This is a genomic window from Streptomyces sp. RB17 (genome assembly GCF_009604455.1).
Taxonomy (GTDB): Bacteria; Actinomycetota; Actinomycetes; order Streptomycetales; family Streptomycetaceae; genus Streptomyces.
Window position 1 is genome coordinate 324,784 of the sequence record NZ_WEGL01000003.1, and the last position, 24,490, is coordinate 349,273.

Here is a 24,490-nt window from a genome sequence, read left to right on the forward strand (position 1 = left end):
CGCGCGAAGGGCGCCCGGGGAGTCCCCGGGCGCCCTTGGTGTGTGCGCTCCTACTGGCGGACGTTCCGGCCGTTGCCCGGATCGAGCGGGTTCTGCGTGATCTGGCCCGTCGGCGTCTGCGTCGGCGTCTGCGTGGGGGTCTGCGTCGGCGTCTGCGTGGGTGTCTGGGTCGGCGTCTGCGTGGGCGTGTGCGACGGCGTCTGCGTGGGTGTCTGGGTCGGCGTCTGCGTGGGCGTGTGCGACGGCGTCTGCGACGGGGTCTGGCTGTACGTGGGGGTGTCCGTCGGCTGAACGGCGGCGCCCTGGGTGGTGTCCAGGTCGAACTTGGCCTGGTCGGTCACGCCGAAGGTGTACGCGGCCCAGATCTGCGCCGAGTAGCCGCCGCCGTTGACGCGGCCGGGGCCGCCGGTGGGACTGAGCAGGCCGCCCGCGCCCGTCAGGGAGACATGTGCCCTGCTCTTCGCGTCCTCGCCGAACAGGCCGACGGAGGTGACCAGGTCGGGCGTGTAGCCGGTGAACCAGGCGGACTTGTCCTCGTCGGAGGTACCGGTCTTGCCGGCCACCTGCTGGCCGTTGCGCAGCGGGTTGTCGGCCACGTTCAGCTTCGCCGTACCGTCGTCGACCACGCCGGTCAGCACCGAGGTCACGGTGTCGGCGGCGGTCCGGCTGATCACCTGTCCGCCGATCGGGCTGGGGAGCTGGACCGTACGGGTGCTCTGCTCGGCCGACTTGAGGATGCTCGGCGTCACCTTGTTGCCGTGGTTGGCGAGGGTGGCGTAGATCCCGGCCATCTCCAGCGGGCTGGCGCCCATGGAGCCGAGGGTCTGCGCGGGCACCGGCTGCATGCCCGTGGTGTCCATGCCGAGCTGGTTGGCCGTGCTCATGACCTTGCCCATGCCCACGTCCATGCCCATCTGCGCGAAGACGGAGTTCACGGAGTTGTTCATGGCCTGCTGGACGGTGATGGGGCCGTAGTCGTGGTCGTCCTCGTTGGGCGGGCCGAAGCCGACCTTGCTGCCGTGGTCCACGACCTGGCGGCCGCTGGTGCCGTCGTAGATCGTGTTGGCGTTGATCGGCTTGCCGTCCTGGGTGGTGGCGTTGTTCTCCAGTGCGGAGGCGAGGATGACCGGCTTGAACGTCGAGGCGGGCTGGTAGTCCCGGCGGGTGGCGTTGTTGGTCCAGTGCTTGAAGAGGTCCTCACCGCCGTACAGGGCGACGATCCTGCCGGTCTTGGGGTCCACCGAGACCGCGCCGGCCTGCACGGCGCTGTCGACCTTGCGCTTCTTGGCGTCCAGTTTGCCGGTCAGCTGGGACTTGACCGCCTGTTCCAGCTTGGCCTGCTTCTTCCTGTCGATGTTCAGCGTGATGGTCCAGCCACGGTCGACCACCTCGGCCTCGGCCTGGGAGCGGCTGATGTTCTCCTGCTTCATCAGCTGCTGTTCGAGCTGCTGGTTGGCCAGGTCGATCAGATAGCCCTTCCGCCCCTCCTGACCCGGCGTCCCCTTGGGGTCCTTGGGATACGGGAACTGCAAGGCCTGCCGCTTGGCCGGGTCCAGCCAGTGCTGCTTGACCATGTTGTCCAGGACGTAGTTCCAGCGGGCCTGCACCAGCTTCTTGCCCGTGGGGGTCGCGACGGCCCAGTCGTACTGGCTCGGCGCCTGGAGGAGCGCGGCGAGGTAGGCGCCCTGCTGGACCGTCAGCTTCTGGGCGTCGGTGTGGTAGTAGGCCTGGGCGGCGGCCTGGATGCCGTAGGCGTTGCGACCGTAGTAGCTGGTGTTGATGTAGCCGGCGAGGATCTGGTCCTTGGTCAGCTTCTGGTCGACCTTCAAGGAGATGACCATCTCCTTGAGCTTGCGGCTGACGGTCTGGTTCTGGTTGAGGTAGTAGTTCTTGACGTACTGCTGGGTGATCGTGGAGCCGCCCTGGGCGCCACGGCCCATCGCCGTGTTGTACAGACCGCGGGCCAGGCCCCTGAGGTCGATGCCGGAGTCCGTGTAGAAGGTCTTGTTCTCGGCGGCGACGAAGGTGTGCTGGACGTCCTTGGGGACGTTGGCCAGGTCCACGCTCTCGCGGTTGGTCTTGCCGACCCGGGCCATGATCGTGCCGTCGCTGTACTTGTAGATGTTGCTCTGCTGTTTGGCGGCGGCGTTGCCCTCGGGGATGTCCACCATCATGTACAGGACGATGAAGCCGCCGATGCCGAGCAGGCACAGCCCGAGGAACGTGCCGAGGATCTTCTTCCAGGTGAAGAGCCGGCGTATGCGGCCCTTGGGGGGCCGGTCGCCGGCCGGGGCACCCGCCGTGGGGGCGGAGCGGCGCCGCCTGGGCGCCGCGCGGTGGCCACCGCGCTGTCGCGCTCGTCTCTCTTCCGCTCGTCCCATGGCTTCCTTCGCTCCGCTTCCGTCTCGGGGTCAGCTCCGAAAGCTAACACCCGTCTATATGACAAAGGACGTCCGATCCGTTCTTTTACGGACGTGACAATCAGCACCTGTTTCCAAGGGAACCGACGGTTCTGGAGGTCGCGGGGTTGCTTCCGGCCGTAAAAGTGCTATCACTTAGCTAGACAGAAGATAGGTAAGAGCTGAACGGGGACGCACCATGACCGCCACCGACTCCACTCCCGACGCCCTCGACGTACCCGAGATGCCCGCGCCACAGGTACGGGAGTTCACCGCGCACAGCATCGGCGGCGGGCTCGCCCTGCTGCTCGGCCTGCTCGGGCTCGGCGGCACCGCCGCGCTGCTCGCCGCCGCCTCGGCCGTGACCGCCGCCGGCGCCAAGGCCGGGCTCATCGTCGCCGGGCTCGTCGTCTTCCTCGCCGCGGTCATCTCGCTGCGCGGACTGAACACCGTCGCACCCGGCGAGGCCCGGGTCGTCCAGCTCTTCGGGCGCTACCGGGGCACGATCCGGCAGGACGGCCTGCGCTGGGTGAACCCCTTCACCTCGCGGACCCGGATCTCCACCCGGGTGCGCAACCACGAGACGGCCGTCCTGAAGGTCAACGACGCCTATGGCAACCCGATCGAACTGGCCGCGGTCGTGGTGTGGAAGGTCGAGGACACGGCGCAGGCCACGTTCGAGGTCGACGACTTCCTGGAGTTCGTCTCGACGCAGACCGAGGCGGCGGTGCGGCACATCGCCATCGAGTACCCCTACGACGCGCACGACGAGGACTCGCTCTCGCTGCGCGGCAACGCCGAGGAGATCACCGAAAAGCTCGCCATCGAGCTGCACGCGCGCGTGGAGGCCGCGGGCGTCCAGATCATCGAGTCCCGCTTCACGCACCTCGCCTACGCACCCGAGATCGCCTCCGCGATGCTCCAGCGGCAGCAGGCCGGTGCGGTCGTGGCGGCGCGGCGGCAGATCGTGGACGGCGCGGTCGGCATGGTCGAGGCGGCGCTCGGCCGGATCGCGGAGGCGGGCATCGTGGAACTGGACGAGGAGCGCAAGGCGGCGATGGTGTCCAACCTGATGGTGGTGCTCTGCGGCGACCGGGCCCCGCAGCCCGTCCTCAACACGGGAACCCTCTACCAGTGACGGACCCTTCGCAGACTCCGCGGCGACGGCCGCAGCAGCGCAAGCAGGTGCTGCTGCGGCTGGACCCGTCGGTGCACGAGGCGCTGGCCCGCTGGGCCGGGGACGAGCTGCGGTCGGCCAACGCGCAGATCGAGTTCCTGCTGCGCAAGGCGCTGGCGGAGGCGGGACGGCTGCCGAAGGACACGGGACCGCTGCCGCGCAGGGGCAGGCCACCTGTTTCGGAACCGTGACAATCGGCTCCCACCAGCACCGCCGTACGCCCCGCCATGATCTCCACACTCCGCGTATACATGCGGCGTATACACCGTGTGTAGAGTGCCGCACATGTCCATCGGTCACACCCTTCTGGGACTCCTGGAGTCCGGCCCGCGGCACGGCTACGACCTCAAGCGGGCCTTCGACGAGAAGTTCGGTCACGACCGGCCACTGCACTACGGCCAGGTCTATTCCACGATGTCCCGGCTGCTGAAGCACGGCCTCGTGGAAGTCGACGGCATCGAGGCGGGCGGCGGCCCCGAGCGCAAGCGGTACGCCATCACCGACGCCGGCGTCACGGACGTCGAGCGCTGGCTCGGCACCCCGGAGAAGCCGGAGGAGTACCTGCAGTCGACCCTGTACACCAAGGTCGTCCTCGCCCTCCTCACCCACCGCGACGCCTCCGTCATCCTCGACGCCCAGCGCGCCGAGCACCTGCGCAGCATGCGGATCCTCACCGACCGCAAACGCAAGGGCGACCTCGCGGACCAGCTGATCTGCGACCACGCGCTGTTCCACCTGGAGGCCGATCTGCGCTGGCTGGAGCTGACGGCGGCGCGCCTCGACAAGCTCCGTGCGGCGGTGGCCAAGTGACCCCTCCCGCCGGCTCCCTGCTCGCCGCCGAGGACCTGCGCAAGGTCTACGGCCCCACGGTCGCCCTCGACGGCGCCGAGTTCTCCATCCACCCCGGCGAGGTCGTCGCCGTCATGGGCCCCTCCGGCTCCGGCAAGTCGACCCTGCTGCACTGCCTCGCCGGCATCGTGCCGCCCGACTCCGGGTCCATCCTCTACAACGGCCGCGAGCTGGCCGGCATGAGCGACGCCGAGCGCAGTGCGCTCCGGCGGTCCGAGTTCGGGTTCGTCTTCCAGTTCGGCCAGCTCGTGCCCGAGTTGACCTGCGTGGAGAACGTGGCGCTGCCGCTCAGGCTGAACGGCACCTCCCGCAAGCAGGCCGAGAAGGCCGCGCTCGCCTGGATGGAACGCCTGGAGGTGGACGACCTCGAGGGCAAGCGGCCCGGCGAGGTCTCCGGCGGCCAGGGGCAGCGCGTCGCGGTGGCGCGGGCGCTGGTCACCGGGCCCCGGGTGGTGTTCGCCGACGAACCGACCGGCGCGCTGGACTCCCTCAACGGCGAGCGTGTGATGGAGCTGCTGACCGACGCGGCCCGCACCACCAACGCGGCCGTCGTGCTGGTCACGCACGAGCCCCGGGTGGCCGCCTACTCCGACCGCGAGATCGTCGTACGCGACGGCAAGTCCCGGGACATGGAGCGCGCCGTATGAGTACCCGGCAGTGGTCCCGGGATCTCGGCATGGGGGTCCGGTTCGCCGTCACCGGCGGGCGCGAGGGCTGGGTCCGGATGCTGCTGACCGCGGTCGGCGTCGGTCTCGGCGTGGCGCTGCTGCTGCTGACGACCGCGATCCCGAGCGCGCTCGCGGTACGGGACCAGCGCAACCAGGACCGCATGGACTACACCTACGGCCCGCACCGGCCGAAGGCAGCGAACACCCTGGTGATCTCCGACGCCGACAGCACCTTCCGCGGCAGCGACGTGCGCGGTCGGCTGGTGGAGCCCGAGGGGCCGCGGGCACCGCTCGCCCCGGGCCTCACGAAGTACCCGGCACCGGGCGAGATGGTCGTCTCCCCGGCGCTGGAGAAGCTGCTCGGCTCCGCCGACGGGAAACTGCTGCGCGAGCGGCTGCCGTACCGGATCGTCGGGACGATCGCCGAGCCCGGGCTCATCGGCTCGCACGAACTCGCCTACTACGCCGGCGCGAAGGACCTGGGCGCGCGCATCAACGGCTGGCGGACTGCCCGGATCACCCACTTCGGGCCGCCGCAGGCGTCACCGGCCGACAAGGCCGACCCGGTGCTGATCCTGCTGGTACTGGTCGTCTTCGCGGTGCTGCTGACGCCGGTCGCCGTGTTCATCGCCGCAGCCGTACGGTTCGGCGGCGAGCGGCGCGACCGCAGGCTGGCCGCGCTGCGGCTGGTGGGCTCCGACAGCCGGATGACCCGGCGGATCGCGGCGGGCGAGGCGCTCGCCGGCTCGCTGCTCGGGCTGGTCTTCGGCACCGGTTTCTTCCTGCTCGGCCGGCAGCTCGCGGCCTCGGTCGAGATCATGGACATCAGCGTGTTCCCCAGCTATCTCAACCCCTCCCCGGCGCTTGCCGCGCTGGTCGCGGTCGCCGTTCCGGCGGCGGCGGTCCTGGTCACGCTGTTCGCGCTGCGCGGGGTGGTCATCGAACCGCTGGGCGTGGTCCGTACGGCCAAGCCCGCCCGCCGCCGGCTGTGGTGGCGGTTGCTGCTGCCGCTGGGCGGCCTCGGCTGCCTCGCGCCGATGATCGGACAGGGCCGGAACAACGGCACCTTCAACGAGTACCTGGTGATCGGCGGCGTCCTGCTGCTGCTCGTCGGCGTGACCGCGCTGCTGCCGTGGGTGGTCGAGGCGGTCGTGGCCCGGCTCGGGCACGGCGGGCTGTCCTGGCAACTGGCCGTACGACGGCTGCAGTTGAGCAGCGGCTCGGCGGCCAGGATGGTCAACGGCATCGCGGTCGCGGTGGCCGGGGCGATCGCTCTGCAGATGCTGTTCGCGGGGATCCAGGGCGACTACACCAAACCCACCGCGAAGGACACCGACCGCATCCAGATGCAGGTCAACCTGTCCCGCGGCCTCCCGTTCCTCCCGGTGGCCGGGAAGTTCGCCACGACCAAGGGCGTACGCCAGGTCACCGCGCTGGGCAGCACCGAACTCGGGGACGGGCGCTGGTCCCCCGATCGCGGCCCGGACCACACGGTGAGCCTCACCGTCGGCACCTGTGCCTCTCTGCGCGAGGTGGCCCGGCTGACCTCCTGTCACGACGGGGAGGCCTTCGCGGTGACGGGCGGGGAACGGGACGTCGACGTGAACACGCTCGCCCGGCCGGGCCGCACCCTCCACCTCAATATGAACGACGGCATGGGCAAGGGCCCGGACGTCCTCTGGACCGTGCCGCGCGGACTGAAGCAGGTCCGCGCCGTCACCGGCCCGATCGGGTTCAAGGAGAGCCAGGTGCTGCTGACACCGGCCGCCCTGTCCGGCCGCATGAGCAGCGCGCTGACCGGATCGATGTACCTCAGGCTCGACGAGTCGGTGCCGGACGTGCACGAGTACGTCCGCAACACGGCCGCGCGGATCGACCCGCTCGCGGACGCGATGGTGTGGTCGTCCACCGAGCAGTCGCGCAAGTTCACCTCCATCCGCACCGGTACGTTCGCCGGAGCCATCTGTGTGCTGGCGCTGATCGGCGCGAGCCTGCTGGTCTCCCAGCTGGAGCAGCTGCGCGAGCGGCGCAAGCTGCTGTCCTCGCTGGTCGCCTTCGGCACCCGGCGGCGCACCCTGAGCATGTCGGTGCTGTGGCAGACGGCGATCCCCATCTCCCTGGGCCTGCTGCTCGCCTCGGCCGTCGGGCTGACGCTGGGCACGGTGTTGCTGAAGATGGTGGGCGCGACGGTGGGCGTGGACTGGCCGGGCCTGCTGTCGATGACCGGCGCCGGCGCGGCGGTGGTCCTCACGGTCACCCTGCTGAGCCTGCCTCCGCTGCTGCGGCTGATGCGGCCGGAGGGCCTGCGGACGGAGTAGGAGCCGGGAGCGGAATCACGGCCGGCCGTGGGCCCCTCCCGTCCGGGAGCCCACGGCCGGTGCCTCACAGGCGGTGCTCCTGCCGTCGCCGATCCCTGGCGACGTGGCCGTGGCTGTCGACGGCGGTGCGGCGTGCCAGGCCCAGGCCCGCTGCCCCGCCCACCGGCGGGACGAGGACGCGAGTGGGCCGGGGCAGTCCAGCGGCCCCTCGTGCAGCATCCGTGCGACCTCGACGGTGCCGGTGTAGACCCTGCGTCCGGTGCGGAGAGCCAGGTCGCGGGCGGTACGGCGGCCGTCGGCGGGTGGGGTGCCGGTGGCCCGTTCGAGGCGTCCAACCGGCCGGCGACGGCGGCGAAGGCCGCGTCCCGCAGTGCCGGCAGGCACACCACCCGGAGCCGGGCGGCCCCCGCGTAGCCGTGCGTGATCAGCCCGGCGGCCGGCCGGCGCTTCCCGGACTCGCGCACCGGCGCCGCCCACCGCTCCCCTCGACGCGCAGGAGCAGCGCCTCGGTGCCGGAGGCGCCGGGGCTCTCAGGCGTCCGGGGCGAGCACCCGCACCGGCAGCACGCCCAGCGCACCGCGCAGGGCCGCCGCCAGTTCCTCGTACTCGGCCGACCGGGCCGCGCCCGCGCGCATGGCGAAGGCGACCCGACGGCTCGGCGCCGGCTCGGCGAAGTAGCCGGTGAGGAGCTGGCTGCTGCGGGTGGTCTCCAGCTTCAGGGCCGTACGCGGCAGCAGGGTGCAGCCGAGACCCCCGGCGACCAGCTGAACCAGCGTCGAGAGGCCGGCTGCCGTGGTGGTGACCGGCGCGCCCTCCCGTCGCCCACCACCACCCTCGACCGAGGGGCTTCGCCGCGCCCCCTTGAATCCCGGCCCCGCCTCCCGGCAGATGTCCAGGGCCTGGTCGCGCAGGCAGTGACCCTCGTCCAGGAGCAGCAGGTTGAGCTCCCGCAGCGCCTCGCGCGGGATGCCCTCGCGGCCGCCGAGCCAGTGGTCGAGCGGGGTGACGAGCACGAAGTCCTCGTCGAACAGCGGGAGTTCGACGACTCCGGGCACGCCGAGCGGCACCGCAAGCAACAGCAGGTCCAGGCGGCCGGAGCCCAGGCCGTCGATCAGACTGGCGGTCTGCTCCTCGTGCACCTGGAGGTCGAGCTGCGGATAGCGCTCGTGGACCAGCCGCAGCACGGCCGGCAGGAGGTACGGCGCGACCGTCGGGATCACCCCGAGGCGCAGGACGCCGGTGAACGGCGCCCGGACCGCCTCGGCCTCCTCCAGCAGCGCCCCGACGGCGTCCAGCACCGCCTTCGCCCGTACGGCCAGCCGCTCGCCCGCGGGTGAGAGCAGCACCTTGCGCGTCGTACGCTCGAGGAGGGTCACCCCGAGGGTCTCCTCCAGCGCCGAGACCGCGCCGGACAGGGCGGGCTGGCTCGTCCCGATCGCGGCCGCCGCGTCCCGGAAGTGCAGATGCTCGGCCACGGCGGCGAAGGCACGCAGCTGTGCGAGGCTCGGCTGCCTGCGCTTGCCGTTACTCATGGTCACTGATAACCACCTCCGATCAACATGACCGAGTGTAGCTATTTCACTAATCAATGCACCCTGTGCCAACATCGACGGCGTCCAACCCATGGGAAAGATCCTCAAAAGGGGCCTTTCCTCGCTGCAAGGAGAGCGTGTGCTCACTGTCGGTGACAAGTTCCCCGAGTTCGAACTGACCGCCTGCGTCTCGCTGGAGAAGGGCAAGGAGTTCGAGCAGATCCACCACAAGTCCTACGAGGGCAAGTGGCTGGTCGTTTTCGCGTGGCCCAAGGACTTCACCTTCGTGTGCCCGACCGAGATCGCCGCGTTCGGCAAGCTGAACGACGAGTTCGCCGACCGCGACGCCCAGATCCTCGGCTTCTCCGGTGACTCCGAGTTCGTCCACCACGCCTGGCGCAAGGACCACCCGGACCTGACCGACCTGCCGTTCCCGATGATGGCCGACTCCAAGCACGAGCTGATGCGCGACCTGGGCATCGAGGGCGAGGACGGCTTCGCACAGCGCGCCGTCTTCATCGTCGACCCGAACCGCGAGATCCAGTTCACCATGGTCACCGCCGGTTCCGTGGGCCGTAACCCCAAGGAGGTCCTGCGGGTCCTGGACGCCCTGCAGACCGACGAGCTGTGCCCGTGCAACTGGAGCAAGGGCGAGGACACCCTGGACCCGGTCGCGCTGCTGGCTGGTGAGTGACCCATGTCGCTCGACTCGCTGAAGTCCCGCGTCCCGGACTACGCCAAGGACCTCAAGCTCAACCTGGGCTCGGTCATCGGCAACTCCGACCTGCCCGGGCAGCAGCTGTGGGGCACGGTGCTGGCGACCGCCATCGCCTCCCGTTCCCCGATCGTGCTGCGTGAGCTGGAGCCGGAGGCGAAGGCGAACCTCACGCCGGAGGCGTACACGGCCGCCAAGTCGGCCGCCGCGATCATGGCGATGAACAACGTCTTCTACCGGACGCGTCACCTGCTGTCGGACCACGAGTACGGCACCCTGCGCGCGGGCCTGCGGATGAACGTCATCGGCAACCCGGGCGTGGAGAAGGTCGACTTCGAGCTGTGGTCGTTCGCGGTCTCCGCGATCAACGGCTGCGGCATGTGCCTGGACTCGCACGAGCAGGTGCTGCGCAAGGCGGGCGTGGAGCGCGAGGTCGTCCAGGAGGCGTTCAAGATCGCCTCGGTGATCCAGGCGGTCGGCGTCACCCTTGACGCGGAGGCGGTGCTGGCCGAGTCGGCCGAGTAACCCGCGCGGCGCATCACGGCCCCTGTCCACCCGGTGGACAGGGGCCGTCGTCAGTCTTGAACTCCGCCGCCCGGTGCCGCCGGTGCAGGGAGCGGGAGCCTGGCCGGAGTCCGCCCGCCACGGCCGGCTGCCGGCGCAGGACGCTAGGGCCTGTCCGGCTCCGCGCCGGTCGTCGCCGGTACCTCCCCGTTCGCTGCCTCCTCCGGAGGTACGGCCTGGTTGATCCCCGCTTCCTGGGCGTACTGGCGCAGATATCCCACCACCGTGTTGGTCACCGCCACCAGTGGTACGGCCACCACCGCGCCGCCGATGCCGGCCACCATGCCGCCGGCGGCGACCGTGAGGACGACGGCGAGCGGGTGGACGCGGACCGCGCGGCCCAGGATGAACGGCTGGAGGACGTGGCCCTCGATCTGCTGGACCGCGAGGACGACGATCAACGTCATGACGGCCGTGAAGACGCCCTGGGTCACCAGCGCCACGATCACCGCGAGCGCGCCGGAGGCGACCGCGCCGACGAGCGGGATGAACGAGAACAGGAAGATGAAGACGGCCAGCGGGACGGCCATCGGCACGTCCAGGAAGTAGATGCCGATGCCGATGAAGGTCGCGTCGATCAGGGCGACCAGGACCGTGCCGCGGACGTAGGCGGTCAGGGTGCGCCAGGCGCGCGGGCCGGCGCCGGCCACGCCCGGGCGGGCCGCGGCGGGCACCAGCTTCAGGAACCACTCCCAGATGCGCTTGCCGTCGTAGAGCAGGAACAGCGTCGAGAAGAACACCAGCAGGATGCCGGTGAGGGCCTCGATGATGACCTGAACGCCCTCCAGGCCCGCGGACGTTATCTGGTCGGCGTTGGCGCCGATCGCCTCGCGGAGGTTCTTGGCGATCTGGTTGATCTGCTTGTCGGTGACGTGGAACGGGCTCTTCAGCAGCCAGTCGCGCAGGTCGTCGATGCCGGACTGGATCTGGTTGGAGAGCGTGTCGATGTTCTCCATGACCTGCCAGGTCACGAACCAGCCCATCAGCCCGATGACGACGAACCCGCTGATCGCGGTGAGCGCGGTGGCCGGGCCGCGCGGCACGCCCCGGCGGGTGAGCCGGGCGACCGTCGGCTGCAGCAGCGCGGTGACGAGCAGGGCGATGACGAAGGCGAACACCACCAGCTGGACCGCGCTGATGACCCGCATCAGGACCCAGACGGTGCCGGCGAGGACCAGCATGCGCCAGCCGGCCTCGGCCGCGACCCGCACGCCCCAGGGGACGGCTTCCACGGGGTCGGGGCGGTGGCCGGCCGCGGGTACGGGCCGGCGGGCGGGCGGTACGGCGGCCTCGGCGACGGGGTCCGGGACGGCGGGCCGCGGCGGGGTCGGCGGGGTGTCGGAGGGTTCCGGAGGCTCCGGGGCGTGCTCGCGCTCCACCTCCGCGCGGCGCTCGTCCAGGCGCTCGCTCATCTCGGTGAGACCGGCACCGAGCCTGCCGAGCCACCCTGGCACTCGCGACATGATCCGTCCTCTTCCCCCGCGTCCCCGCGTGCTCGCCACCTCTGCTCCCCCTGGAGGCATCGGGTACGACCGTACAGGGCGAAAGCCCCTCCCCTAAGGACGGGGAGGGGCTGCGCAAGGTTGAGAGGGCCGCGGGAGCGCCCCACTTGGCCGCGGGGCCGCGTCACTGTGCGGCTCCGCCGGCCGAACCCGGCGGGGTTCCTAGTACCAGTGGTTGGCCTGCCAGAAGGACCAGGCCTGGCAGGGGCTGTGGTACCGGTCGTTCATGTAGTTGAGGCCCCATTTGATCTGGGTCGCCGGGTTGGTCCGCCAGTCGGCGCCGGCCGAGGCGTACTTGCCGGCGGGCAGGGCCTGGAAGAGACCGTAGGCACCGGAGGAGGCGTTCGTCGCCTGGTAGTTCCAGCTGGACTCGTGGTCCACGATGTTGCTGAAGCACTGGAACTGGTCGGCCGCCACCAACTGGCGCGCCATCGCCTGGATCTGCGCGACGGTGTAGCTGCTCTGCACGGGGAAGCTGGAGGAGTCGCGGGCACTGTCGCGGCTGGCCGCGGTCTTCGCCTGGGCGCGCTCCTTGGCCTCCTTGGCCGCCTGCTCGGCCGCGGCCTTCTTGGCGACCGCGGTCTCGGCGGCTGCCTTGCGGGCGGCCGCCTCGGCGTCCTTCTTGGCGCTCGCGTCCGCGGCGATGGCCTGGGCGTCGGCCTGCTGCGTCAGCGACGCGGACTGGACCTGTGCCTGCTGACCCGCGGGTATGTCTGCGAGGAGCGTGGTGTCGGCTGCCGTCGCCTCGGCGTCGTTGTTGTTCTGCGCGACGCTGCCCGAGGCAACTCCGACGACGCTTCCGACGGCGGTGACCGCGGTGGCCGAGGCCACTGCGAATCCCCGGACCGAAATCCGGCTCACACGGTTTCCTTCCAGCATCGCCCGCTTCGGTGACCCTGGCGGACGCAATCGTGCCCCTGGCACTGGCCTCCCAACTGCGGGGTCACGGGAGGCGCGGGCCCGGTGGGCAACTCCCCCTTCGGGGAGCGCCGCGTGGTGCTCGGGCGGCATACGACGAACTCTATGGAGTTGGTGGTGCTGCTGTGGTGCTGTACCGCTGGGGGTACAGGTGTGTCGTATGCGGGGCCTGACAGGACTGAGACTCTGCCGTAACCGGACGCCGGGTGGCAATTCTGTGTTGCGTGTGAAAGCTCACATCCCGTTTGACCCTGGGGATTTCCGGAAAGCTCCACATGCCAAGGCGCCGCCCGGCTAGGCTCTTGGCCTTTGCCGGACGGCGCCAACTGCCGTGCGAGGAGGGTCAGATGTGGCCGTCCTCCAGCATTTCGGTCACAAGCGCCGCAATCTGGGACCTCTCGGACCGGGTCAGCGTGACGTGGGCGAACAGCGGATGCCCCTTCAGTTTCTCAACGACGGCGACCACTCCGTCGTAGCGACCCACGCGAAGATTGTCCCTTTGTGCCACGTCATGCGTCAGAACGACCCGTGAATTCGCGCCGATTCGGGACAGAACGGTGAGAAGCACATTCCTTTCGAGCGACTGCGCCTCGTCCACGATCACGAACGCGTCGTGCAGCGAGCGGCCCCGGATGTGGGTGAGCGGGAGCACCTCCAGCATCCCGCGCGCGGTGACCTCCTCGATGACCTCGCGGCTGGTGACCGCCGAGAGCGTGTCGAAGACGGCCTGCGCCCACGGGCTCATCTTCTCCGCCTCGGAGCCCGGCAGATAGCCCAGCTCCTGCCCGCCGACCGCGTACAGCGGCCGGAACACCATCACCTTCTGGTGCTGGCGGCGCTCCAGGACCGCCTCCAGGCCCGCGCACAGCGCCAGCGCCGACTTGCCGGTGCCGGCCCGGCCGCCCATCGAGACGATCCCGACGTCCGGGTCGAGCAGCAGGTCGAGCGCGATGCGCTGCTCGGCACTGCGGCCCTTGATACCGAACGCCTCCCGGTCGCCGCGCACCAGGCGGACGTTGCCCTCCGCGGTGATCCGGCCGAGCGCCTTGCCGCGCTCGGAGTGGATCGTCAGCCCGGTGTGCACCGGCAGCTCGGCGGCGTCGGGGACGTACAGATGCCCTTCCTCGAAGAGGATGTCCACCTGCTCGCCGGAGAGCGTCAGTTCGGACATTCCGGTCCAGCCGGAGTTCTCCGTGATGGCGAGTTCGGCGCGGTACTCCTCGGCGAGCAGACCGACCGAGGACGCCTTGATCCGCAGGGGCAGGTCCTTCGAGACGACGGTGACGTCGTACCCCTCGGCCTGAAGATTGCGGGCCACCGCGAGGATGCGGGAGTCGTTGTCCCCCAGGCGGTAGCCGGTGGGCAGCACGCTGGGGTCCGAGTGATTGAGCTCGACACGGATCGTGCCGCCGAGGTCCCCGATCGGAATGGGGGCGTCGAGACGGCCGTGCCGGACCCGGTAGTCGTCCAGCAGGCGCAGGGCCTGGCGGGCGAAGTAGCCGAGCTCCGGATGGTGCCGCTTGGCCTCCAGTTCCGTGACCACCACGATGGGGAGCACGACCTCGTGCTCGTCGAAGCGGGTCAGGGCGTTCGGATCGGCCAGCAGGACGCTGGTGTCGAGAACATAGGTGCGCCGGTCTGACTTGTGGCGCTTTGCGCTGGTCACCACGGAAGGACGTACCCCCTCGGATGAGGTCGGGGAGCGACGAGGACGAGCTGGACCGGTCGTCGGCCGCCCTGCACGGGCCGAGAACCGGCCCTCCGCCTCTTCGTCCGTGCTGTGACCGCACGATCGGGCTGGTGCAAAGGGCCTCCCGGGCGGACGGCCCCGTGCCGCCCGCTGAGATCCGACACCCGTGGTTCGGGTGTCGACCTGTTTGCCTTATGCCCTCGAACATGCACTGCCATGCAAAAGCAGCCACCGGCATGCCGGTGAACTCCTCGTGACGTCCGCGCAAAAGGGGAGTATGCGAACGCCCCGTGGCCGTGGCGGCCGACGGGGCGTCGTCGGGTCTCAGCCGCCGTAACGGCGGTGACGTGCGGCGTAGTCGCGCAGGGCGCGCAGGAAGTCGACCTTGCGGAAGGCGGGCCAGAAGACGTCGCAGAAGTAGTACTCGGAGTGCGCGGTCTGCCACAGCATGAATCCGGACAGCCGCTGCTCGCCGCTGGTGCGGATGACGAGGTCAGGGTCGGGCTGGTCGCCGGTGTAGAGGTGACGGCCGATCATGTCGATGTCGACGGACTCGGCGAGGTCGTCCATCGTGACGCCCTTGTCGTGGGCGTCGAGCAGCATGGAGCGCACGGCGTCGGCGATCTCCTGCCGGCCGCCGTATCCGATGGCCACGTTGACGAGTATGCCGTCGATGTGGGCGGTGGCCTCCTCGGCCTCCTTCAGGGTGTGCTGCATGCCGCCGGGCAGCAGGTCCATCGTTCCGACGTGGTGCACGCGCCAGCGGCCGTCGGCGGCGAGCGTGCGGACGACGTCCTCGATGATGCCGAGCAGCGGGACGAGTTCCTCCTGCGGCCGGTCGAAGTTGTCCGTGGACAGCAGCCACAGGGTGACGACCTCGACGTCGGTCTCGGTGCACCAGCCGAGGAACTCCTCGATCTTCTCCGCACCGGCCCGGTGGCCGTGGACGGTGGTGGAACCGGACGCCTTCGCCCAGCGGCGGTTGCCGTCCATGATGACGCCGATGTGCTTGGGCACCTGAGCGTGGTCCAGGTGGCCCTCCACCCGGCGTGCATAGAGCCTGACGAGCAGGCTGCGCAGGTTGTCGCGCAGGTTCACGTGGCCCTCCGGGGGTTTGGCGGCGGGTTCGGGGTGCGGGAGTTGTTCGAGCCTACCCCGCAGGAGACTTTGGTCCCGCCCGGGGTTTGGGGACGGGGGCTTGGGGGCGGGGGTTCGGGGGCTTGCGGCCCCGCGCCCCTGTGGGTGGGGACGCTCGTCCGTAGATGGGGACGCTCGTCGTGAGCCGAGAGGTTCCTGGAGCTCCCCTCCAGGAACCTGCCGACGCCGGGCATGAAAAACGGGCCGGTCCGTGGGGGGGAGACGGACCGGCCCGAGGGGGGGTTTCCACCATAACCCTTCGTGAGGGATGGTGGGTGCATTGGCAGGACACAACTACTCTCCGAAATCGCCCGGCGACGCCCCGATGGACGCGGAAGGCTGGATTCAGGGGTGTCACATGGCCGGTTCACAGCGGAATCCAAGGGAAAACTGGTCAGCCGCGCAATGATTCGGAGAGATTCGACCGCTTTACGCCATCTGGGGGCATGTCGCCGAGTTGCCCCGGGGTCCCCCCGACGGGCTAACCGGTCAGCGAACGGTGACTTGACGGTTCCGCCACGGCGGCGACGGAAGGTCACTCGGTTTCACGGCACCGCGCAGCCCCCTCCACTGCGCGGTGCCACCCGCGCGGGTTTGCCGGCGCGAATTACCTTGGTCTGAACCTATGTGACGGATGAGGCTGATGTGAACCGCACCGGATAACGATGTGGAAACCGTTGGCAAACTCCGGGTGAATCAACCGGGCTTGCGGACGTCGAAGAGGTGCCGGGTGCTGTGCGCCACGAACGGTCCCTCCTTCTCGATCCGCTCGTGCAGCGCGCGGAGTTGGGGCTCGTACGCCTCCACCGTGAAGCCCGGCACCATCCACACCACCTTGCGCAGGAAGTGGACGACGGCGGCGATGTCGTGGAACTCCATCCGCAGCCGCTCCGCCCGCAGCCCGGTCACCTCCAGGCCCGCCGCCTCGGCGTCGGCCCGCTCGCGCTCGGGGTCCCGGCCGGAGCGCGCCTCCTGCGGCAGCGGCCCGAGGAAGTACTCCACCAGCTCGAAGACGCTGGCCGGCCCGACATGCTGGGCGAAGTACGTGCCGCCCGGCCGCAGCACCCGGGCGATCTCCTCCCAGTACGGCCGCACCGGATGGCGGCTGAGCACCAGGTCGAACGTCTCGTCGGCGAACGGCAGCGGGGCGTCGTCCACGGCGGCGACGACCGTCACCCCGCGCGGCCGCAGCAGCGCGGTGGCCCTGGCCACATTGGGCGGCCAGCCCTCCGTGGCGGCCGCCAGCACCGGCCGGGCGGGTTCGGCCCTGCCCAGCGCGAAGTCCAGCACCTCGCCGCCGCCGGTCTGGACGTCCAGCACGGCCTCGGCACGGGCCAGCCGCTCCCCCGCCGCCACGGCGTACCCCCACGAGGGCCGCTCCTCACTGGCCCGCCCCTCGAACCAGGAGAAGTCCCACCCCTCGGTGGGTACGGCGGCGCCCTCGGCCACGAGGCCCTCGAAGGAGCGGTTCACGGACATGCCCGCCATGATCGCAGGGTGTTGTCAGCGATGCCTGCTAGTTTCCGCCCGCATGACGACTTACTCCGCCGGAGAGAAGCAGACCCTGCACGCGAGCCTGAACCGGCACCGGGACGCCGTGCTGTGGAAGCTGGACGGCCTGGACGACGAGCAGCTGCGCCGGCCGATGACACCGTCCGGCACCAATCTGCTGGGCCTGGTGAAACATCTGGCCAGCGTCGAGTACGGCTGGTTCGTGGACACGTTCGGCGGCGAGGCCGAGCCCCTGTGGTTCGACGCGCACGACGACATGCGGGTCACCCCCGAGGAGACGACGGAGCGGATCGTCGCCTTCTACGGCCGCGCCCGCGCCGCCGCCGACGCCGTGATCACCGGGCTGCCGCTGGACGCCCAGGGCAGCCCGGCCTGGCGGGACATCACCGTGAGCCTGCGCTGGACCCTGGTCCACATGGTGGCGGAGACCGCGCGGCACGCCGGCCACATGGACATCCTGCGGGAGCTGATCGACGGCGCCACCGGCGACCACCCGCCGGTCACCGGCTCCCGCTGACCGTCGCGTGCACCGCCTCGTACGCCGCCTGGGCCGTGGCCGCGTCGAGGAGGCCGGCGTCCAGGTGACGGCGGGCCCCGCCCCGCGGGCGGCGGGGCCCTCGGGCACCAGGTCGTGCGTGTGCACCAGCCCCCACAGCGTCATGAGCAGGGCGCCGAAGCGGGCGAGCGGGTGGGGCGGACCGTCCAGCGGGCCCTCGCGGGTGGCCCGGCGGGCGGCGATCGCGCCGCCGACCTCCGGGACGCGCTCCGCTCCGCGCCAGTGCTCGTCGGCGGTGGCGTAGACGACGTGCGGGACATGGGCGTGGATCAGCGCCCCGCTGCACAGCAGGCACGGCTCGAGGGTGGTGTACAGGCGGTGACCGGGGTGCCTGCGGTCGGCCGGCAGCTGGGCCAGGGCGTTGATCCCGGCGTGCGCGAGATCGGTACCCGCGAGCTGTCCCGGCGGCGCGGTGGGCTCCCGGCTGCGATTGCGCCCGGCCGCGACGACGTTGCCCTCCGGGTCGTACAGCACGGCACCGATGGGTCGGCTGCCGGCCCGCAGGGCCTCCCAGGCCGGCTCGAAGGGAAGGCGCCAGGGGCCGGGGATCGAGTTCACCGGGGCGCCTCGGGACCGCCGAGTACGAGCAGGATGTGCTCGTCGTCCCCGTGCCGGACCGTGCCGGACCGCTCGAAGCCGTGTCTTTCCAGCAGGCGGACGGAGGCGGTGTTGCCGCCGAAGGGGTCGGCGTACAGGGGCCGTACGCGCTCCAGCTCCAGGAACAGTCCGAGGGCGCGGGTGCCGACGCCACGCCCCCAGTACGGCCGCCCGAGCCAGTACCCCACGAACCGCCGCTCGTCCTCCGCCGTCCAGGAGACGACGCTCCCGGCGACCTCGCCGCCCACGGTGACGGTCCGCACGAGGCAGTCGGGATCGCCGAGTACACGCTCCCGCCAGTGCGCGAGGAAGGCGTCCCGCGGCCGGGGCGTGAATCTCGACCGCCGGACGGCTTCCGGGTCGTGCTCATAGGCGAGGAGGACGAACAGGTCATCGTCCGTGACGCTCCGGAGGAGCACTTCACGGCGCTCGTCGTTGTGCGCGTCGGTCATGACAGGCAGTGTGGCAGCCGCCACTGACAACGCCCCCCTGTCACGTCAGTCCAGCAGGGGCCGGACCTCCTCGGCGGCGAACCGCACGAACCCCTCCGGGTCGGGCTCGTCCCCGGTCGGCTGCAGCACGACGGTGTCGGCACCGGCCTCGGCGAGCCGCCGTACGGCGGCGGCCACGGCGCCGGCGTCCCCCGCCACCCCGACGTCCGTGGCCGACTGAAGCCCCTCGTCGGCGAGTTCGGCCCGCAGCCGGGCGCCGGCGTCCGGACCGGTGGCGGCGAGCAGATACACGACGACCGAATGCGGCTCCCCGCGCCCCGCCTCCTTCTGCCCCTCCGCGATGAGCTGCCGGGCCTGCCGTACACCGTCCGGGGAGGTGGCGGCGGTGAGGACCGTACCGTCGGCCTTGGCACCGCAGAGGCGGAGGGTGCGCGGCCCGGTGGCGCCGGCGAAAACGGGCACGGCAGCCTCCGGCGGCCAGTCCAGGGCGACGTCGTCGAGGGAGACGTACCGCCCCCGCACGCTGAGCCGCTCCCCGCCCAACAGACCGCGCAGGGCGTCGAGATGCTCGCCGAGGAGGGTGAGCGGCGAGGCGGCCCGGACGCCGACCTGCCCCATCCAGTCCTGCACGCCGTGCCCGACGACGAGGGTGGCGCGGCCCGGGAACATCCGGTGCAGGGAGGCGGACTCCATGGCGGTGAGCGCCACGTTCCTGAGGGGCACCGGCAGCAGCCCGACACCGACCCGCACCCGCTCGGTCCAGGCGAGCGCGGCTGCGGCGGTCGTCATCCCGCCCTCCCGGAAGCAGTCCTCCCACAACCACAGTTCCTCGATCCCTGCTTCGTCCGCCGTACGGGCCACGGCCCGCAGCCGCTCGGGCGGAAGCTGCGGGCGGAACACGACACCGAGTCCGGTCATGGATCTCTTCCTAGTGGGGAGGACGGGGGGTGACAAGTGGTTTCGCACGGCGCAGAGTTGGCGGCACCGAGGGACCGCGGGAGGGGACGGACATGGGCAGACGCCGACGGGACGGGGCCGGGAGGCTGATCGTGCCCCGGGGTGAGAGAACGGAAGATCCGCTGGTCCTTCCGCTGGAGATCTCGGCCTCGTACCGGGCCCGGACGATGGGCCTGCTGGGCCGGGACGCGCTCGACGGCGCGATGCTCCTCTCCCCGGCGAGCGGTGTGCACACCTTCGGCATGCGCATCCCGATCGACGTCGCCTACCTGGACCGCCACCTGACCGTCCTCGCCGTCCGCACGATGCCCCCCGGCCGGCTCGGCCTGCCCCGACTGCGGGCGCGGCACGTACTGGAGGCGGAGGCGGGGGTGATGGCGGGGTGGGGGCTGCGGGCGGGAGTTCGGGTGAGCGTGGAGGCCGGGGGCGACGCCGACGGTGTTCGCGATCCCGGTGGCATCAGCGATGCCGGCGGCGTGGACGGCTCGTGTTGAGGGCCGTTGTCAGCGGCGCGTCCTAGCATCGCGGCATGAGGGCTTCAGGGACTTTCAGGGTTGAGGAGTTCACTCCGGCGGACGTGCGGCTGCCGGAGCCGGTGGTCGAGACGGCGGTGCCGGTCGGGGTGGCCACGATGCGGAAGCGGTACGAGGGGGAGGTCGCCGGCGTCTCGGAGATCCTGTTCACCGCGGCGTACGACCAGTCCACCGGGACCGGCACCTATGTCGCCATGGAGTCCTTCGAGGGGAGCCTCGGCGGGAGAAGCGGCAGCTTCAACGTCCGTACGACGTCGAAGACCCGACCGCGCACGACTACTGGATTCTGGCGGAAGCCAAAGGAATGGCGAACGCGGGCGACTTCATCGGCAACACCGACGCGGCCCGCAACATGGACCACTACCTCCGGGGCACCGGGACGACTCTCGACCTGGACGTGGACAGGATGCTGCACGACGACGCCGCGCTGCGTGACGTGGCCAAGGCATCCATCACGGACAACCAGGACCACTGGCGGCAAGAGGCCCTGGACGCCTACCGGAAGTCGGGCGGCAAGCCCGTGGTGATTCCGGTGGAGTCCTCGGGCACCGGATACATGCACACCGATCGCAACTGGTATCTGGCGATCGGCAGCGCCCAGACGAACACCACCGGCGTGGTCACCGTGGTACCGGGAGCCGATGGCAAGCCGAAGATCGGCCTCGACTACCAGGTCAACGTCTGGGACCGCTACAACTGGGAGCCGGGGAAGGCCACCCCGATCGGACCGACGACCGTGACCGACGCGGACATGGCCCGGCTGCACCGGACGGGCCTGGCCAAGGAGTACGACATGAGAGGCAGTGGGTCAGTGCAGCACTACGACCTGGGAACCGGGTCGGGTTCCTTGCCTTCCCCGGCCGACCCGGGACGGGACGGGACGCGTACGGACATCGGACGCAATGGAGACGCCCGGTGAGGCGCACGTCCACTCTCCCGATGCGTTCCGCGCGCCGATGCCGGGCGCTCCTCGGCGTGCTGTGTGCCGCCCTGGCCTGCTCACTGGCTGCCTGTTCCTCGTCTCCAGCGCAAGGGACCTCGGTGCGGGAGGGGTCTGAGGGCGGACGGCGCATCCCGTACTGGGTCGAAGGCACGACTCCCGCGCAGGTCGCCCGCCGTATGAAGGTGACGATTCCAGCGCGGGCCTCCGATCTCAGAGCCGCTTACCAGAGAGGGTTCCAGGACGACGGCGTGCTGCTCGCCTTCACGCTGCCCAAGGCCGACACCAAGGCCTTCATCCACAAGCTGGCCCCCGAGAGCCCCCTGTTGCACCGGAACGCCCCCGTCACCACGGGGAAGGGGCAGTCGCCGACCACCCCCTTCGCCCACCTCGGTTTGAAGGAGCCGGGGACACTCGCCGACGTCACTGAAGGGCCGGTGTGCACAGCCTGTGAGGGAGACTTGAACTGGCTGAACATCGCCGTGCACCCCGTCGACGCGCAGCACGACCAGGTGTACCTGACTGGAGCCGTTTAGTTCGGGTGCGAGGTGGGTGAGTGTCAGTCACCCCCGGGTGCGCGGGAAGGACACCTCGACCCGCCGGTTCTTCCTTCGGCCCTCCTCGGTGGAGTTGTCCGCGATCGGGTACTGCTCGCCGTAACCGCGGACCTCGAAGGTGATGTTCGGGTCGTTCAGGTCCTGGTCGAGGACGGCCTGTACGGCGTTGGCGCGCTGCCGGGACAGGACGTCGCCGTGGGCGGAGGAGCCGAGGTTGTCCGTGAAGCCGAAGACGCGGACCTGGGTCGCGTTCTGTTTCTTGATCTCCTCGGCGATGGTGGCGATACGGCCCTTCGCCTCGTCGCTGAGTTTCGCGCTGTCCTTGCTGAAGAGGACTTCGGCCTGCAGTGCGAAGGTGACGTCGGCGTTGGTGTCCTCGCGCCGCTCGTCCCCGCTCTGGTCCTCGACGACCGACTTGATGTCCAGCACCTTGGGCGCGGCGAGGGTGGCGCCTTCGGGAAGCTTCAGATCCGGGTCGGTGGGGTCGATCCTCACCGGGGCGGCGGCGGAGGGTGCGGTGTCCGGGGGCTGACTCGGGTCCGTGCCGTCGGCGCGGGCGGGGGTGGCGGCGAGGAGGAGGGTCGCAGCCGTGAGGGTGAGGGCGAGACGGGTGGTGGTCACTTGGGCCTCACCCGGAGATCTTGATGGTGGCGGAGGAGAACGTCGGCAGCTGGAACTCCACGTCGCTCGCGCTCGCGGGAGGGGCCGGGAACTGCATGAAGACGGCCAAGGTCGCGCCGGCCTTGAGTGTCGAGAAGCCGGTGGTCGTCAGCGGGCGGCCTTCGGTGTCCCGCAGCACGTAGTACCGCTTCCTTCCCTGCGGATCGACCAGCGTGGCTCCGCCCAGAGATCTGCCGTTCTTGATGATCTCGGTTTCGTTGCCGCTCAGAGCGGAGGGAATCACGACGGTCTGGGCCCCGTCGTTCTTCAATGTGCCGTTGACCGTGACGAAGCCGCCCGTGTCGCGCTGAGCCGAAATGATCTGGAGGAGGAGGCCGTCCGAACCCTTCAACTCGGCCAGCGGTTGGTCCGACTGACCTTCCTGGGCGCTCGCGTCGGAGCCACCCGTCCTGGAAGCGGACGCCGAGTGTTCCGGCTTCTTGTCGTCTCCACCGCCGCTTCCACCGCAACCGGCCACACCGACGGCCAGACCAGCCGCAACGGTCAATGCGACCATCCCCCTGCGGGCCTTCGCAGTGAACCGAATGCTCATCGCTCCGCTTCCTTCGTCGTTGTTCGTTCGCTCGTCAGTCGGCCAGGTGGACGTCGAAGAGGTCTTCGGGCTTCGGCAGCCCCGTTGTGTCGTCCGGCTTAAGGTGCCAGACCTTGCCGTTGCAGGTGAGCTCGGGCAGCGCGTCGCCACCGGCGCCCTCGTCGGGGGGGAAGGTACAGAGGGGTTGAATTTCGGCAGTGGCGGACGCCCTTGATTTGTAGTTCTCCGACCCTGGCACCACAGACCGGCCGACGGACTTGTTGGTCCGCACGTCGACCCGGTACTTCAGCAGCCCCTGCGGAGAGCAGCCGTTCAGCAAGGCATCGTTCCGCGCGGCGAGCTGGCCGGCCCGCACGCACGGGTCGTCGTCGAGCGTCGCCCTGCCGTCGAAGATGTCCTGCCACTTCTTGGGGTCAGGCAGTGCTTTCACCCACTGGGCCGCGAGCTGGTCCCGCACATCCTGGGCCGACGCAAGGGCTGCCGCATCCGCGGCTGTCTGGGCGCCGCTGCGGTTCACCGACGCCTGTCCGACCGCAAGGTAGGCCAACGCAAGAAAGAGCAGGCCCGCCACCACCGTGATGTAGATGGGGAAGGCCTGCCCTGCGTCGCGGCGTGGAGGAATCAGCCGCCGGTGACCTGGGCGATCTTGTTCGTGATCGCGTCGTAGATCGACTGCCCGATGCTCGTGCCGGTGATCGCCAACACGATCGCCACCACCACCGCGATGATGCCGAGGTACTCCACCGCGGTCTGCCCCCTGTCGCTGCGAGCAGCACGGGTCTGCAGATACGCGACGGTGGTGTTGAACCAGTTGTTCATGGTGGTCCCCTCCGGACTCGCCTCCGATCCGGACAACGTATGCCGGAACGCAGCACACCCGAGAGGGCCCCAGGACCCAACCCCGGACCCATTCCCCCCGCCGTCGGCTCCCCCGCACCCCCACCTCAAGCCACCCCCAGCCATTTCGCGGCCGCCTGGGACCTGGTGGTGGTCTGGAGCTTGGCGAAGATGCGGTTGATGTGGTTCTTGACGGTCTTCTCGGAGATGAAGCAGGCGGCGGCGATCTGCTGGTTGGTCATGCCGGACGCGATGAGGTCCATGATCTCCGCCTCCCTCGTGCTCAGCGCGAAACGTGAACGGGATGACTGTCCCATGGGGGATTGCAGTTGCGAAAGATGATGTAGCGTGTTTTTCCTCAAAAATTGCGGTGGTTCAGGTTCCGCGTGTGCAGGTGCACTTGCCCGAAGGTCCGTCAGCAACGCCTTCGTAGCACCCGGTGTCACATGCGGTCGCCCCTCCCGGACATCCCGCACCGCGCGCACCAACTGCTCCGTCGTGAACTCGCCGTGCACCAGATATCCCCCCGCGCCCAGCCGCAACGCCTCCCGCACGGTCTCCGTCTCATGGCTGTAGGTGAGCATCATGACCGGCGCCAGCCGCACCAGGTGCGGCAATGCCGAGATTCCGTCGACCCCGGGCATACGGACGTCGAGGAGGATGACGTCCGGACGGTGCCGTACGGCCGCCTCGTACGCCTCTCTGCCGTCCGTCGCCTCCGCCACCACCGTGGTGTCCTCGCGGCCCGAGAGCAGGGCCGTCAGGCCCGCCCGGACCACGGGGTTGTCGTCCGCCACCAACAGCCGCAACGGCGGTGGCGTCGGCGTGGGGGCGTCCGGCCAGGGGTCGGTGTGCCGCATGGTGCCT

25 protein-coding genes and 2 pseudogenes are annotated in these 24,490 nt (G+C 70.2%); 12 read left to right on the top strand and 15 right to left on the bottom strand.

Annotated features, from left to right (window positions below; translation table 11 throughout):
- Positions 1-50: 50 nt before the first annotated feature.
- On the bottom strand, positions 51-2,381 hold the full coding sequence (locus tag SRB17_RS15130; RefSeq protein ID WP_153538854.1) for a transglycosylase domain-containing protein: 2,331 nt from the start codon (positions 2,379-2,381) through the stop codon (positions 51-53).
- Between the two features lie 217 nt (positions 2,382-2,598).
- Here SRB17_RS15130 and SRB17_RS15135 point away from each other — a divergent pair, with 217 nt between their 5' ends.
- The 5 genes from SRB17_RS15135 (at position 2,599) to SRB17_RS15155 (ending at position 7,411) form a co-directional block, all read left to right on the top strand.
- On the top strand, positions 2,599-3,537 hold the full coding sequence (locus SRB17_RS15135) for an SPFH domain-containing protein (protein WP_153538856.1): 939 nt from the start codon (positions 2,599-2,601) through the stop codon (positions 3,535-3,537).
- Positions 3,534-3,767, top strand: coding sequence for a hypothetical protein (locus SRB17_RS15140; RefSeq protein WP_323375573.1), 234 nt, complete (start codon positions 3,534-3,536; stop codon positions 3,765-3,767). Before SRB17_RS15135 ends, SRB17_RS15140 begins: the two co-directional genes overlap by 4 nt.
- Before the next feature lie 94 nt (positions 3,768-3,861).
- Positions 3,862-4,386, top strand: a complete 525-nt coding sequence (locus SRB17_RS15145; RefSeq protein WP_153538858.1) for a PadR family transcriptional regulator — start codon at positions 3,862-3,864, stop codon at positions 4,384-4,386.
- Positions 4,383-5,072, top strand: coding sequence for an ABC transporter ATP-binding protein (locus SRB17_RS15150; protein ID WP_323375575.1), 690 nt, complete (start codon positions 4,383-4,385; stop codon positions 5,070-5,072). Before SRB17_RS15145 ends, SRB17_RS15150 begins: the two co-directional genes overlap by 4 nt.
- Entirely contained in the window at positions 5,069-7,411 is a 2,343-nt protein-coding gene (locus SRB17_RS15155; RefSeq protein ID WP_153538860.1) for an ABC transporter permease, read from the top strand. Before SRB17_RS15150 ends, SRB17_RS15155 begins: the two co-directional genes overlap by 4 nt.
- 530 nt (positions 7,412-7,941) lie before the next feature.
- Here the strand turns inward: SRB17_RS15155 and SRB17_RS15160 are convergent.
- Complete coding sequence (locus tag SRB17_RS15160; RefSeq protein ID WP_153539722.1) at positions 7,942-8,943, bottom strand: hydrogen peroxide-inducible genes activator; 1,002 nt, start codon at positions 8,941-8,943, stop codon at positions 7,942-7,944.
- A 139-nt stretch (positions 8,944-9,082) separates the two neighbouring features.
- Here SRB17_RS15160 and SRB17_RS15165 point away from each other — a divergent pair, with 139 nt between their 5' ends.
- Complete coding sequence (locus tag SRB17_RS15165; RefSeq protein WP_069778975.1) at positions 9,083-9,637, top strand: peroxiredoxin; 555 nt, start codon at positions 9,083-9,085, stop codon at positions 9,635-9,637.
- Positions 9,638-9,640: 3 nt separating this feature from the next.
- Positions 9,641-10,183: an alkyl hydroperoxide reductase gene (locus tag SRB17_RS15170; protein WP_153538864.1), complete on the top strand. Its 543-nt coding sequence runs from the start codon at positions 9,641-9,643 to the stop codon at positions 10,181-10,183.
- 143 nt (positions 10,184-10,326) lie between these two features.
- Here the strand turns inward: SRB17_RS15170 and SRB17_RS15175 are convergent, their stop codons facing one another.
- From SRB17_RS15175 to SRB17_RS15195, 5 genes are all read right to left on the bottom strand, one after another.
- Entirely contained in the window at positions 10,327-11,685 is a 1,359-nt protein-coding gene (locus SRB17_RS15175; protein ID WP_153538866.1) for an AI-2E family transporter, read from the bottom strand.
- A 201-nt stretch (positions 11,686-11,886) separates the two neighbouring features.
- Positions 11,887-12,585, bottom strand: coding sequence for a transglycosylase SLT domain-containing protein (locus SRB17_RS15180; protein ID WP_323375576.1), 699 nt, complete (start codon positions 12,583-12,585; stop codon positions 11,887-11,889).
- A gap of 400 nt (positions 12,586-12,985) precedes the next feature.
- Positions 12,986-14,311: a PhoH family protein gene (locus tag SRB17_RS15185; RefSeq protein ID WP_323375577.1), complete on the bottom strand. Its 1,326-nt coding sequence runs from the start codon at positions 14,309-14,311 to the stop codon at positions 12,986-12,988.
- A gap of 345 nt (positions 14,312-14,656) precedes the next feature.
- Positions 14,657-15,430, bottom strand: a complete 774-nt coding sequence (locus tag SRB17_RS15190) for an isoprenyl transferase (RefSeq protein ID WP_323375578.1) — start codon at positions 15,428-15,430, stop codon at positions 14,657-14,659.
- A gap of 735 nt (positions 15,431-16,165) precedes the next feature.
- The gene (locus SRB17_RS15195) at positions 16,166-16,948 is read right to left on the bottom strand and encodes a class I SAM-dependent methyltransferase (RefSeq protein WP_194294018.1); all 783 of its coding nucleotides are present in this window, start codon (positions 16,946-16,948) and stop codon (positions 16,166-16,168) included.
- A 52-nt stretch (positions 16,949-17,000) separates the two neighbouring features.
- On the opposite strand from SRB17_RS15195, the gene SRB17_RS15200 reads away from it, so the two are divergent.
- Positions 17,001-17,498: a DinB family protein gene (locus SRB17_RS15200; RefSeq protein WP_153538872.1), complete on the top strand. Its 498-nt coding sequence runs from the start codon at positions 17,001-17,003 to the stop codon at positions 17,496-17,498.
- A gap of 273 nt (positions 17,499-17,771) precedes the next feature.
- On the opposite strand, the pseudogene SRB17_RS48490 reads toward SRB17_RS15200, so the two are convergent.
- The 3 genes and pseudogenes from SRB17_RS48490 to SRB17_RS15215 all read right to left on the bottom strand — a co-directional run.
- Positions 17,772-18,095: pseudogene (locus SRB17_RS48490) on the bottom strand (nucleoside deaminase); the annotation flags it as partial.
- On the bottom strand, positions 18,092-18,586 hold the full coding sequence (locus tag SRB17_RS15210; protein WP_153538874.1) for a GNAT family N-acetyltransferase: 495 nt from the start codon (positions 18,584-18,586) through the stop codon (positions 18,092-18,094). The pseudogene SRB17_RS48490 and the gene SRB17_RS15210, both read right to left, overlap by 4 nt.
- Positions 18,587-18,631: 45 nt before the next feature.
- Positions 18,632-19,504 (bottom strand): LLM class flavin-dependent oxidoreductase, encoded by an 873-nt coding sequence (locus tag SRB17_RS15215; protein WP_153538876.1) that lies wholly within the window; start codon positions 19,502-19,504, stop codon positions 18,632-18,634.
- Between the two features lie 92 nt (positions 19,505-19,596).
- Here SRB17_RS15215 and SRB17_RS15220 point away from each other — a divergent pair, with 92 nt between their 5' ends.
- From SRB17_RS15220 to SRB17_RS15230, 4 genes and pseudogenes are all read left to right on the top strand, one after another.
- Positions 19,597-20,037 (top strand): DUF192 domain-containing protein, encoded by a 441-nt coding sequence (locus SRB17_RS15220; RefSeq protein WP_153538878.1) that lies wholly within the window; start codon positions 19,597-19,599, stop codon positions 20,035-20,037.
- A 35-nt stretch (positions 20,038-20,072) separates the two neighbouring features.
- Positions 20,073-20,294, top strand: a pseudogene (locus SRB17_RS46315) (DUF3224 domain-containing protein); the annotation flags it as partial.
- Between the two features lie 86 nt (positions 20,295-20,380).
- A complete protein-coding gene (locus SRB17_RS46320; protein WP_228396127.1) occupies positions 20,381-20,995 on the top strand; it encodes a hypothetical protein in 615 nt (204 codons plus the stop codon).
- A 122-nt stretch (positions 20,996-21,117) separates the two neighbouring features.
- Positions 21,118-21,552, top strand: coding sequence for a hypothetical protein (locus tag SRB17_RS15230; RefSeq protein ID WP_153538882.1), 435 nt, complete (start codon positions 21,118-21,120; stop codon positions 21,550-21,552).
- Positions 21,553-21,579: 27 nt separating this feature from the next.
- Here the strand turns inward: SRB17_RS15230 and SRB17_RS15235 are convergent, their stop codons facing one another.
- From SRB17_RS15235 to SRB17_RS15255, 5 genes are all read right to left on the bottom strand, one after another.
- Positions 21,580-22,194 carry an OmpA family protein gene (locus SRB17_RS15235; RefSeq protein ID WP_323375579.1) on the bottom strand — a complete coding sequence of 205 codons (615 nt, stop codon included), beginning with the start codon at positions 22,192-22,194 and terminating at the stop codon, positions 21,580-21,582.
- A gap of 7 nt (positions 22,195-22,201) precedes the next feature.
- The gene (locus tag SRB17_RS15240) at positions 22,202-22,786 is read right to left on the bottom strand and encodes a hypothetical protein (RefSeq protein ID WP_153538884.1); all 585 of its coding nucleotides are present in this window, start codon (positions 22,784-22,786) and stop codon (positions 22,202-22,204) included.
- Between the two features lie 34 nt (positions 22,787-22,820).
- Positions 22,821-23,408 (bottom strand): pilus assembly protein TadG-related protein, encoded by a 588-nt coding sequence (locus SRB17_RS15245; RefSeq protein ID WP_416237063.1) that lies wholly within the window; start codon positions 23,406-23,408, stop codon positions 22,821-22,823.
- Positions 23,408-23,605, bottom strand: coding sequence for a Flp family type IVb pilin (locus tag SRB17_RS15250; protein WP_153538886.1), 198 nt, complete (start codon positions 23,603-23,605; stop codon positions 23,408-23,410). The genes SRB17_RS15245 and SRB17_RS15250 overlap by 1 nt, the downstream gene beginning before the upstream one ends.
- 125 nt (positions 23,606-23,730) lie before the next feature.
- On the bottom strand, positions 23,731-24,483 hold the full coding sequence (locus SRB17_RS15255) for a response regulator (protein ID WP_153538888.1): 753 nt from the start codon (positions 24,481-24,483) through the stop codon (positions 23,731-23,733).
- Positions 24,484-24,490 lie beyond the last annotated feature (7 nt).

Coding starts and splice junctions, on each gene's coding strand:
- SRB17_RS15215 (WP_153538876.1), bottom strand. CDS start 19,504: ATGACCGGACTCGGTGTCGTGTTCCGCCCGCAGCTTCCGCCCGAGCGG.
- SRB17_RS46320 (WP_228396127.1), top strand. CDS start 20,381: ATGGCGAACGCGGGCGACTTCATCGGCAACACCGACGCGGCCCGCAAC.
- SRB17_RS15170 (WP_153538864.1), top strand. CDS start 9,641: ATGTCGCTCGACTCGCTGAAGTCCCGCGTCCCGGACTACGCCAAGGAC.
- SRB17_RS15155 (WP_153538860.1), top strand. CDS start 5,069: ATGAGTACCCGGCAGTGGTCCCGGGATCTCGGCATGGGGGTCCGGTTC.
- SRB17_RS15175 (WP_153538866.1), bottom strand. CDS start 11,685: ATGTCGCGAGTGCCAGGGTGGCTCGGCAGGCTCGGTGCCGGTCTCACC.
- SRB17_RS15195 (WP_194294018.1), bottom strand. CDS start 16,948: ATGTCCGTGAACCGCTCCTTCGAGGGCCTCGTGGCCGAGGGCGCCGCC.
- SRB17_RS15160 (WP_153539722.1), bottom strand. CDS start 8,943: ATGAGTAACGGCAAGCGCAGGCAGCCGAGCCTCGCACAGCTGCGTGCC.
- SRB17_RS15135 (WP_153538856.1), top strand. CDS start 2,599: ATGACCGCCACCGACTCCACTCCCGACGCCCTCGACGTACCCGAGATG.
- SRB17_RS15145 (WP_153538858.1), top strand. CDS start 3,862: ATGTCCATCGGTCACACCCTTCTGGGACTCCTGGAGTCCGGCCCGCGG.
- SRB17_RS15210 (WP_153538874.1), bottom strand. CDS start 18,586: ATGACCGACGCGCACAACGACGAGCGCCGTGAAGTGCTCCTCCGGAGC.
- SRB17_RS15255 (WP_153538888.1), bottom strand. CDS start 24,483: ATGCGGCACACCGACCCCTGGCCGGACGCCCCCACGCCGACGCCACCG.
- SRB17_RS15200 (WP_153538872.1), top strand. CDS start 17,001: ATGACGACTTACTCCGCCGGAGAGAAGCAGACCCTGCACGCGAGCCTG.
- SRB17_RS15240 (WP_153538884.1), bottom strand. CDS start 22,786: ATGAGCATTCGGTTCACTGCGAAGGCCCGCAGGGGGATGGTCGCATTG.
- SRB17_RS15220 (WP_153538878.1), top strand. CDS start 19,597: ATGGGCAGACGCCGACGGGACGGGGCCGGGAGGCTGATCGTGCCCCGG.
- SRB17_RS15250 (WP_153538886.1), bottom strand. CDS start 23,605: ATGAACAACTGGTTCAACACCACCGTCGCGTATCTGCAGACCCGTGCT.
- SRB17_RS15130 (WP_153538854.1), bottom strand. CDS start 2,381: ATGGGACGAGCGGAAGAGAGACGAGCGCGACAGCGCGGTGGCCACCGC.